This is a genomic window from Stackebrandtia soli (genome assembly GCF_965137155.1).
Classification (GTDB): Bacteria; Actinomycetota; Actinomycetes; order Mycobacteriales; family Micromonosporaceae; genus Stackebrandtia; species Stackebrandtia soli.
Window position 1 is genome coordinate 18,430 of sequence record NZ_CBCRZX010000056.1, and the last position, 9,827, is coordinate 28,256.

The 9,827-nt window shown below is 69.1% G+C and carries 8 protein-coding genes and 1 pseudogene; 2 read left to right on the forward strand and 7 right to left on the reverse strand.

Translation table 11 applies throughout. From position 1 onward, the window contains the following. Positions 1-5: 5 nt before the first annotated feature. The 7 genes and pseudogenes from ACM9NP_RS21560 to ACM9NP_RS21590 all read right to left on the reverse strand — a co-directional run bounded on the left by ACM9NP_RS21560 (position 6) and on the right by ACM9NP_RS21590 (position 7,375). Positions 6-656 carry an NUDIX hydrolase gene (locus ACM9NP_RS21560; protein ID WP_415648580.1) on the reverse strand — a complete coding sequence of 217 codons (651 nt, stop codon included), beginning with the start codon at positions 654-656 and terminating at the stop codon, positions 6-8. A gap of 19 nt (positions 657-675) precedes the next feature. Beyond that, positions 676-1,830, reverse strand: a complete 1,155-nt coding sequence (locus tag ACM9NP_RS21565; protein ID WP_415648581.1) for a thiolase family protein — start codon at positions 1,828-1,830, stop codon at positions 676-678. Positions 1,831-1,881: 51 nt separating this feature from the next. Continuing rightward, positions 1,882-2,877, reverse strand: coding sequence for an inorganic phosphate transporter (locus tag ACM9NP_RS21570; protein ID WP_415648588.1), 996 nt, complete (start codon positions 2,875-2,877; stop codon positions 1,882-1,884). A gap of 9 nt (positions 2,878-2,886) precedes the next feature. Further along, positions 2,887-3,516 carry a DUF47 domain-containing protein gene (locus ACM9NP_RS21575; RefSeq protein WP_415648582.1) on the reverse strand — a complete coding sequence of 210 codons (630 nt, stop codon included), beginning with the start codon at positions 3,514-3,516 and terminating at the stop codon, positions 2,887-2,889. A gap of 371 nt (positions 3,517-3,887) precedes the next feature. After that, positions 3,888-5,651 (reverse strand): ATP-dependent DNA helicase (locus tag ACM9NP_RS21580; protein ID WP_415648583.1); only part of this gene is annotated, 1,764 nt, incomplete at its 5' end. 2 nt (positions 5,652-5,653) lie between these two features. Next, positions 5,654-5,860, reverse strand: a pseudogene (locus ACM9NP_RS21585) (DEAD/DEAH box helicase); the annotation flags it as partial. A gap of 3 nt (positions 5,861-5,863) precedes the next feature. Beyond that, the gene (locus tag ACM9NP_RS21590; protein ID WP_415648584.1) at positions 5,864-7,375 is read right to left on the reverse strand and encodes an AI-2E family transporter; all 1,512 of its coding nucleotides are present in this window, start codon (positions 7,373-7,375) and stop codon (positions 5,864-5,866) included. Positions 7,376-7,659: 284 nt separating this feature from the next. On the opposite strand from ACM9NP_RS21590, the gene ACM9NP_RS21595 reads away from it, so the two are divergent. Both ACM9NP_RS21595 and ACM9NP_RS21600 read left to right on the forward strand, forming a co-directional pair. Continuing rightward, positions 7,660-7,992 (forward strand): GroES family chaperonin, encoded by a 333-nt coding sequence (locus ACM9NP_RS21595; protein ID WP_415648585.1) that lies wholly within the window; start codon positions 7,660-7,662, stop codon positions 7,990-7,992. A 68-nt stretch (positions 7,993-8,060) separates the two neighbouring features. Beyond that, positions 8,061-9,743: a DUF885 domain-containing protein gene (locus ACM9NP_RS21600; RefSeq protein WP_415648586.1), complete on the forward strand. Its 1,683-nt coding sequence runs from the start codon at positions 8,061-8,063 to the stop codon at positions 9,741-9,743. Positions 9,744-9,827 lie beyond the last annotated feature (84 nt).

A 9,827-nucleotide genomic window follows, 5' to 3' on the forward strand; every position in this document is an offset into this window, starting at 1 on the left:
GTCGTTCAGGCCTGTGTCTCCTGCTCGACCACCGGATAGTCGTCATCGCCCGGCAACGCCAGATGCCCGCCTCCCGCGCCGTCCGGCACGAACGCGGGCCGAATCGGCGACAGATCCCGGCCCTCGGCCGTGGCGAGCACGCTGTCGACCGTCATGTGCTGGGCCAGTTCGTGGATGGTGACCGCGGTCGGCGGGAGCATCGCCTCGCCGTGCTTCGCCAGCGCGTCCTTCGGCGAGACCCAACCCGACCAGTCGGCCTCTCCCCCGACGTCGGCGGGAATCTTGCCGTCGGGCTGCCGCGCGACGTAGAACCACGTGTCGTACCGGCGCGGCTCGAACTCGGGCGTGATCCAGCGACTCCACGCGTGCAGCTCGGTCAGGAGCACGCCCGTCTCCTCCTGGAACTCCCGGACCGCCGTCGACGCGACGTCGATGTCCTGGTCGTCCATACGACCGCCGGGGAACGCGTAGAGCCCGCCCGCGAAGACCATCGACGGGGCTCGCCTGACGAGGTACAGCTCAAGGCCGCCCGGCATGTTCGCCGTGTGCGGCAGGTCCCTCAGGAGGACGACCGTCGCGGCCTTGCGCGGTTCGACCGCCTCGCCGCCGTCGGTGTGGAACCGCGACGCGCGCTCCGCGAACTGTTGAGGCAACATCCGAAAGATCGGATTCGTGTCAATCAACTTTCACCACCACCGCAATCCCCTGTCCCACCCCGATACAGGCCGCGGCCACCCCGACCCCGCCTCCGCGGGCGCGCAACCGTTCACACAGGTCGATGATAGTGCGTGGAGCGGACGCTCCGAGCGGATGACCGAAAGCGATCGCGCCTCCGTTGACATTCACCTTTTCGGTGTCGATCTCCGGCAGCAGGCTCAGGCACGACAGCACCATCGCGGCGAAGGCCTCGTTGATCTCCCACTCGTCGACGTCGGCGAAGCCGATGCCGGTGCGGGACAGGACCTTGCGGATCGCGTCGACGGGCGCGACCGCGAAGCGTTCCGGCGCGACGCCCACCGTGGCGGATCCGACGACGCGCGCGGCCGGGCCGTCCGGACGTCGCGACGAGACGAGGACGGCGGCGGCGCCGTCCGAGATCGGTGAGGCGTTCCCGGCGGTCACGGCGCCACCGGCGCTGAACGCGGACTTCAGCTCGGCGAGCCGTTTCGCCGTCGTTCCGGGGCGGACGCACTCGTCACGCGTGAGCTCCTCGACCGCCATGACGGTCGAGTCGAAGGCGCCGTCGTTCCACGCGGCCTCGGCGCGTGTGTGCGAGCGGACCGCCCAACGGTCCTGGGCCTCCCGGTCGATCCCGAGCTCGGCGGCGATGTTCTCGGCGCAGGCGCCCAGGGACTCGACCCACTCGGCGGGGAACTTCGGGTTGACGAGACGCCAGCCGACCTGGGTTCCGACGGCCCCCAGCTCGCGGGGGAAGGCCTTGTCGGGCCTGGGGACCACGAAGGGCGCGCGGCTCATCGACTCGACGCCGCCCGCGATCACGGTGTCGGCGTCTCCGGTGGCGATCATGCGCCCGGCCTGGATGATCGCCTCGGCGCCGGAGGCGCACAACCGGTTCACGGTCACGCCGGGAACCGTCACGGGCAGGCCGGCCAGCAGCGCCGCCATCCGCGCGACGTTGCGGTTGTCCTCGCCGGCGCCGTTGGTGTCGCCGAGGACGACGTCGTCGACGGTCGCCGGGTCGAGGTCGGGGTTGCGACGCAGCAGCTCCGCCATCGGAAGCGCGGCGAGGTCGTCGGTGCGGATGTGCGAGAGGCCGCCGCCGTGGCGGCCGAACGGTGTTCGTACGGCGTCGATGAGGTATGCGTCCACGCGTTCACCCTACCGAGCGGACCTTAACGAGTCTTCAGTCCGCCGGAGGGGTCACATGAACAGGGGGCGGACCAGGTAGTAGACACCGGACGCGACGAGCGCGGCGGCGGGGAACGTGAGGATCCAGGCGACGACGATGTTCCCGGCGACGCCCCAGCGGACGGCGGCGAGGCCCTTCGTCGCTCCGACGCCCATGATCGCGGAGGTGATCGTGTGGGTGGTGGAGATGGGGGCTCCGAAGACGAGCGCGTTGGTGTAGAGCACCCCGGAGGCGACGGTCTCGGCGGCGAAGCCTTCGGGCGGGCCGAGGTCGATGACGCGGCGGCCGAGGGTCTTGATGATGCGCCAGCCACCGGCGTAGGTGCCGAGGGCGAGGACGGTCGCCGAGGAGATGAACACCCACTCGGGGATGTGTTCGGCGTTGTCCTGGAAGCCGCCGATGTAAAGGGCGAGGACGACGATGCCCATAGTCTTGGCCGCGTCCTGCATGCCGTGACCGACGGCCATTCCGGCGGCGGACACCGACTGGGCGACCTTGAAGCCCTTGTTGAGGCGACGGGGGTTGCCGTTGCGGAAGATCCACAGGAGCGCGATCATGACGCCGAAGCCGAGGATGACGCCGACGACGGGCGACACGATCATCGGGATGATGACCTTCTCGATGATGCCGCCCCAGAGGACGTCGAAGCCGGCGACGAGGGTGGCGCCGACGAGTCCGCCGAACAGGGCGTGTGAGGAGGACGAGGGCAGGCCGAACCACCACGTGACGAGGTTCCAGGTGATGGCGCCGATGACACCGGCGAGGACGACCGCCAGGCCGACGCGTTCCTGAGGAATGGTGACGAGTCCGGTACCGACGGTCGCGGCGACTTTGGCGCCGAGGTGCGCTCCGACGAAGTTGCCGACCGCCGCGAGTGCCAACGCGGACCGAGGGGTCAACGCCCGCGTGGACACGGAGGTGGCGATGGCGTTGGCGGCGTCGTGGAAACCGTTGGTGTAGTCGAAGACCATCGCCGTGAGGATGACGGCGATGACGCCAATCAACATGGCGTCCACTTAAGATTCCTTCACCGTGATGGTCTCGACGGTGTGGGCGATGTGCTCGAACGCGTCACATGCCTTTTCCAACTCGTCGGCGACTTCCTTCAGTTTGAGGACCGTGAGGGCCTCGTACTCGCCGGAGAACAGCCGGACCAGCAGCATGCGGTACGCGCGGTCGCCGTCGTTCTCGAGACGGTTGCACTCGATCCAGTAGTCGCGCAGGGTCGAGTCCATGCCCTTGAGTTTGCTCATCGCCTCGACGGTGATCTGCGCCTGCGCGGTGAGGACGTTGATCAGTTCGAGCATTTCGCGGGGCGGCGAAGGCAGCTCGGACAGGCCGTACAGGTAGACGAGGTTCCCCGCGGCCTCGATGTAGTCCATGACGTCGTCGAGCTGGGAGCCCAACGCGTACATGTCCTCGCGGTCGAGCGGAGTGACGAACGTCGAGTTGATCTTGTTGTACAGCTCGTGGGTGATCTCGTCGGTGTCGTGTTCGACCTCCGCGAGCCGCTCCGAGACGGATTGGACGTCGACGTCGGGTTCTGCCAGTTCCGCGAGGATCGCGGTCCCTTTGACGATATTGCTCGCCGCGTCTTTGAAGAACTGATAGAACGTGTCGTCTTGCGGACGCAAAGAAAACCGCACCTGGCACCTCGTGAGCACAACATCGATGGGCATCACCGGAAGTGGCAATGTCGGCGTTCACGATACATTGACGGGAACGCCCTTCTCGACCGTGCGCCCCGCGCTCAGGCGCGCCGCCGTCGCAGCCCGTGGGTAATGACACATTGATGGTTGTCGCGATCACCCTTCACCTGCGGTGGTTCCGTTGCGGGCGAGCCTTTCTCGCGTGGGGGTCTCGGCGCGGAACCGGCCGCACCCGGGAGCCGCGCCGAAGGCCCCGGCGAGTCGCACAGGGGCGGGAAGCGACGATTCCCTCGACGTGACGCGACGCATTCCGTCGCCGTCGTTCGCCGCCGAACGTCCGTTCGTGCGACGGGTTCTCGACCTCCTGCTCAGGGCGCGCCGAGCCTGCCCAGCGCGGCCGTGACCTTCTCGGAGTCGGTGGTGTACCACAGTGGTGGGAGGGTCTTGCGCAGGAAGGGCCCGTAGGAGCGGGCGGTCTGGAGCCGGGGATCGAGGACGGCGGCGACCCCTCGATCGTCGCTGGTGCGGATGAGTCGGCCTACGCCTTGGGCGAGGCGGATCGCGGCGTGGGGAACGCTGACGGCGGCGAAACCGGAGCCGCCCGCTTCGTCGGCGGCGGCGGATCGCGCTTGGGAGAGCGGTTCGTCGGGCCGGGGGAACGGCAGCCGGTCGATGACGACGAGCTGGCACGCGTCGCCGGGCACGTCGACGCCCTGCCACAGCGACATGACGCCGAGGAGGCACGTCGCCGGGTCCTCCTTGAACTTCTTCACGAGGATGGGGAGGGTCTCGTCGCCTTGCAGCAGGATCGGCAGGTCGGTCCGGTCTCGGAGGATCTCGGCGGCGGTGTCGGCGGCGCGGCGGGAGGAGAACAGCCCGAGGGTGCGTCCGCCGATCGCGGTGACGAGGCGGACGAGTTCGTCGGCGGCGGCGTCGGACAGCCCGGAGGCGGTCGGCCGGGGCAGGTGCGCGGCGACGTAGAGGATGCCCTGTTTGCGGTATTCGAAGGGGGAGCCGACGTCGATGCCGCGCCACGGCGGCCCGTCGCCGGAGCCGGACCGGGCGGTCTCCCCTTCGGCGAGTTGGTCCTCCTTGCGGAGACCGAGCGAGGCGGCGACGGAGGTGAACTCGCCGCCAAGGGTGAGGGTGGCGGAGGTCGCGACGACGGTCCGCTCGCTGAACAGTTCCTCGCCGAGGAGCCCGGCGACCGACAACGGCGCGACGACGAGGGAGCGTCCGCGCCCGTCGCCCTCGCACCAGCGGACGTCGCTGGCGGCGTCGGCGAGGCAGCGGATCGCGGTTTCGCGGACTTCGTTGAGTTGCGTCTTCGACTGGTTGCGAGCCATCGCGTCGGGCGCGTCGGACGGGACCGATCCGATCGTGGCGATCGCCTCGGAGCACAGGCCGTCGAGGAGGGTGAGGGCTTCCCCGACGGCGGCGGGGAGCGCGACGAGGCGCGTGTCGGGGGCGTGCGCGACGCCCGCTCCGAAGGCGTCGGCGATCTCGGCGAGTCGCCCGGACACTTCTTTACCGCAGACCGTCGAGATGCGGCGGGACAGCCGGTCGAGCCCGGACGCGGAGAGTTCGGCGCGGGCGGCCGAGGTCGCCCGGTCGGCGAGTTCGTGCGCTTCGTCGACGATGAGGAGCCGGTGGTCGGGCAGGATCGACCGGTTGTGCATCAGGTCGATCGACAGCAGCGCGTGGTTGGTGACGATGATGTCGGCTTCGCGGGCGCGGCCTCGGGCGGCCTCGGCGAAGCATTCGGCGCCCCACCGGCAGTTCGTCGCGCCGACGCAGTCTCGCGCGGAGGTCGAGACCTGCCGCCAGGCCGCTTCGGACACTCCCTGTTCGAGGTCGTCGCGGTCGCCGGTGTCGGTGTCGTTGGCCCAGTCGGTGACGCGGGCGATGTCGGCGCCGAGCCGGGACCGCTGCCCGACCCATCCGTCCTCCATATCGGACAGAAGGCCGTCGTCGCCGTCGTCGGCTCCGATCTTCGCCGCGCACAGGTAGTGGTGGCGCCCTTTGAACACCGCGAAGGTCGGGGTGCGGCCGAGAACGGGGGCGACGGCCGCGACCATGCGCGGCAGGTCGACGGCGACGAGCTGGTGTTGGAGGGCGAGTGTCGCCGTCGANNGACGACGGGGCCGTCGGCGACGAGCGCCGCCGTCAGGTACGCCAGTGACTTTCCGGTTCCCGTGCCGGCCTGGGCGAGTAGGTGGTGTCCCGACTCGATCGCTTCGGCAATGGCGGCGGCCATCTGCTGTTGGCCGGGCCGTATCTGTCCACCGGGGACGGCTGAGATGGCGGCGTCCAGCAGCTGACCGACGGTTGGATTGTCCACCGATCAGACGCTACCGTCCCGGTCCGACAGCTCGGACGGCCGGGGACGACCGCCCGAGCGTTCCACGATGGACTCGGTGGCACTGTGGACGGGTTTCGGTAACGCCTTGACGATGGGAACGGGGTTGAGCGTCGGCGCTATCGGTGGACCGGCCCGCAGTTGCCGAATCCCGGCGTTCAGGACCGCGACGATCGGCACCGCGATGAGCGCGCCGATGAAACTCGCCAGGACGACGCCCGCGCCGACGGCGAGCACGACCGCGAGCGGGTGGATGCTGACGGCGCGACCCATCAGCAGCGGCTGTAGGACGTTGCCCTCCAGCTGCTGCACGGCCAGGACGATGCCGAGGACGATCAGCGCGGTCACCCAGTCGTGGCCGACGAGGGCGACGAGGACGGCGACCGCTCCCGACACCGTCGCCCCGATGATCGGGACGAACGCGCCGAGGAACACCAAGGCGGCCAATGGAACCGCCAACGGGACGTTGAAGATGATCAGTCCCGCGCCGATGCCCACCGCGTCGATGACGGCGACGAGGATCGTCGCGCGCACGAAGGACACGAGCGACCGCCAGGACGCGTCACCCGCGCGAACGACCGGCTCGTACGCGTTCGCGGGGAGCATCCGCACGATGAACAGCCAGATGCGCCTTCCGTCCCGCATGAAGAAGAACGTCGTGAACAGGACGAGGAAGAGTCCGGTGAGGATGTTGATCGCGACGCCGAGGGTCTCGCCGGCGGTGACGGCCGCGCTCGACGGGTCGGACGCGAGCCAGTCGTTGATGGAGTGCGTGAGGCGGGCGAAGAAGTCGTCGATCTGGCGCTGCTCCAGGTGAAGCGGCCCGTTGCGCGCCCACTCCTGGATCGTCCTGATGCCTTCGCGGACGTTCGAGACGAGTGCGGGGACGCCCTCGATGAACTGGTTGATGACCCAGGTGAGAACGCCGACGACGGTGCCGAGGCCGCCGACGAGGACGACGACGGACGCGAGCGTGCGCGGCACTCGGACGCGGACGAGCGCGGCGACCATCGGTTGCAGCATCGCGGCGAGGAGGAGGGAGATCAGGACGGGGATGACGACGATGGCGAGCATGTCGGCGAGGTACAGGATGCCGATGAGCGCCACGGCGATGACGAGCATGCGCCAGGCCCAACCGGCGGCGACCCGCAGTCCGAGGGGGATGCCCGTCGGGGCGTCGCTGTCGTCGGGTTCGGCGACGTCGTCGGCGGTCGGGGGTTCGGGCGGCGGTGGTGGCGGTGGCAGTTCCTCATTGCGGCGGCGCGCCTGCTCGACGCGCTCCACATAGGGGTTGGTGCGCATCGCGATCCAGATCTGGCGGGTCTTCGCGGCCGCGCGGGTGAGGCGACTCATCGGGGGCTCCTCATCGTCGGTGCGCTTCGGGCGTCGCTCGGCGCGATCGCGCCGCTCTGCGGGCATTGTGTCCTCAGGCGTCCACTCCACGGGCGCGTCCGCCTGTGTGAGCGTACGCTCGTCGCCCCGCTCGTCACCGTTCATGAACTCGCCGTCTCGTCGGTTGCGCGTATCGTGACCACCGTACCCACGCCGGCTGGACGCCCCTCGTCGCGACGGGTGGCGGTCGCCGTCCACTGTCGCGTGTGCCGGTGACGTCTCGATGTCCGTCGATCGTCGTCGGGGTGAACGTCCGCCGAGACGCGGCCCGGAACCGTTCCGACGCAACGAGTCACCATTCGGTGACGAATTCGAACAACGGCGGCGATCGCCCTCACCACAGCGGCATCACCTGCCGGAACATGGACGCCCGCGAGTAGTGTGTCCGCGTGACCGCCTTCGACGCCGAGACCGGCCTGCCCATCCGTCTGCTGCACGACCGACTGCTGGTGTGCGCCGACAACGAGGGCGAACGGCGCTCCGCCTCCGGGATCGTCATTCCGGCCACGGCCTCCGTCGGGCATCGGCTGTCCTGGGCGACGGCCGTGGCGGTCGGCCCGCTCGTCCGATCGGTCCAGGTCGACGACCGCGTCCTGTTCGACCCCGACGATCGATCCGAAGTGGATCTTCACGGCAAGGGCTACGTCCTGTTGCGAGAACGTGACATCCACGCGGTCGCCGCTCCCCGAGTCGACGAGGACAACACCGGTCTATATCTGTGAATGACTGAGGCGAAGTCGACCGATTACGATGATGCGGCGCGGCCGATCCATGCCGTACCCTGCCGCTCATGAGACAGATCGACCAGATAGCCGACGCATACGTTGACGATGTCATCGCGATGAGCCCGATGACGTCGACCTACATGGGAGTCCCCGGCAAGGACGACAGTTTCGACGACCTGTCGCCGGCCGGCGAAGCGGCCGAGGCGGCCCTCGCCAAGCGCACCTTGGACGCCATCAACGCGGTGGAACCGACGGACGAGCGCGAACGCGTCGCCAAGGAGGGGATGTCCGAGCGGCTCGGTCTGTCGCTCGAACGGTACGAGGAGGGCGACGTCTTCCTCGGCCTGAACGTCCTCTCCAGTGGCGTCCACAATGTCCGCCAGACCTTCGACATGATGAGCACCGAGGGCGCCGAGAACGCGGAGAACATCGCCGCGCGTCTGCACGCCGTGCCGAAGGCCCTCGGGCAGTACGCGGAGACGCTGCGGGAGGCCGCGTCCGATGGCCGCGTCGCCGCGCTGCGCCAGGTGAACGAGGTCGCCAAGCACTGCGACAACTGGAACGGCGCCTCCGGCGACGACTTCTGGGCGGGCCTCGTCGGCCGACTCACCATCGACGGGAAGCCGGTCGACGGCGACATGGCGAAGCGCCTCGAGGCGGGGGCGGCGGCGGCCCGACAGGCGACGGCGAACTTCGCGTCGTTCCTGCGCGACGAGCTGGCCGCGAATGCCCCGGAGAAGGACGCGGTCGGCCGCGAGCGGTACCAGCGCGCGTCCCGTTACTTCCTCGGTGCGGCGGTCGACCTCGAGGAGACCTACGCGTGGGGTTGGGAAGAGCTGCACCGCATCGAGTCCGAGATGGCCGAGGTCGCTCGCCAGATCAAGCCCGGTGCCACCGTCGACGAGGCCATCGAGGTGCTGGACGCCGACCCGGCGCGCAACATCGCGACGAAGGAGGAGTTCCGCGACTGGATGCAGCAGCTCGCCGACTCCACCGTCGCCGACATGGCGGACAAGCACTTCGACATCCCGGAGGCGGTGCGCCGCATCGAATGCATGATCGCGCCCACCTCGGACGGCGCGATCTACTACACCGGACCCAGCGAGGACTTCTCTCGTCCGGGCCGGATGTGGTGGTCGGTTCCCCCGACCCAGGACAAGTTCTCGACGTGGCGCGAGGTCACGACCGTCTACCACGAGGGCGTCCCCGGACACCACCTCCAGATCGGACAGACGGCGTACCGTTCCGAGCTGCTGAACCGCTACCAGCGCCAGATGCTGTGGTGTTCGGGACACGGCGAGGGTTGGGCGCTCTACTCCGAGCGCCTCATGGACGACCTCGGTTACCTGTCCGACCCGGGCAACAAGCTCGGCATGCTCGACGGACAGGGCTTCCGGGCCGCCCGCGTCATCATCGACATCGGCGTGCACCTGGAACTCGAGATCCCGAAGGACAACCCCTTTGGTTTCCACCCGGGCGAGCGCTGGACGACCGACCTCGCCTGGGAGTTCCTGCGTGGACACTGCCGGATGGACGAGGACATGCTGCGGTTCGAACTGAACCGCTACCTCGGTTGGCCCGGGCAGGCTCCGTCCTACAAGGTCGGTGAGCGGATCTGGCTGCAGGCCCGCGACGACTACAAGGCCCGCAAGGGAGCCGACTTCAGCCTGAAGCAGTTCCACACGGACGCCCTGAACCTCGGCGCGCTCGGCCTGGACCCGTTCCAGGCGGCACTGAAGCGCCTGTAGGCCCCACCACTCGCGGGGATCGACCGGTCTACCGCTGCGACCGACACCGCGTCACCGCAGGACGGCGCGAGCGCCTTCGAGCGC

What these genes read in the sequence shown, in the direction of transcription:
- ACM9NP_RS21560 (WP_415648580.1), bottom strand. Translation starts at nt 656, where the DNA reads ATGTTGCCTCAACAGTTCGCGGAGCGCGCGTCGCGGTTCCACACCGAC.
- ACM9NP_RS21570 (WP_415648588.1), bottom strand. Translation starts at nt 2,877, where the DNA reads ATGTTGATTGGCGTCATCGCCGTCATCCTCACGGCGATGGTCTTCGAC.
- ACM9NP_RS21590 (WP_415648584.1), bottom strand. Translation starts at nt 7,375, where the DNA reads ATGAACGGTGACGAGCGGGGCGACGAGCGTACGCTCACACAGGCGGAC.
- ACM9NP_RS21600 (WP_415648586.1), top strand. Translation starts at nt 8,061, where the DNA reads ATGAGACAGATCGACCAGATAGCCGACGCATACGTTGACGATGTCATC.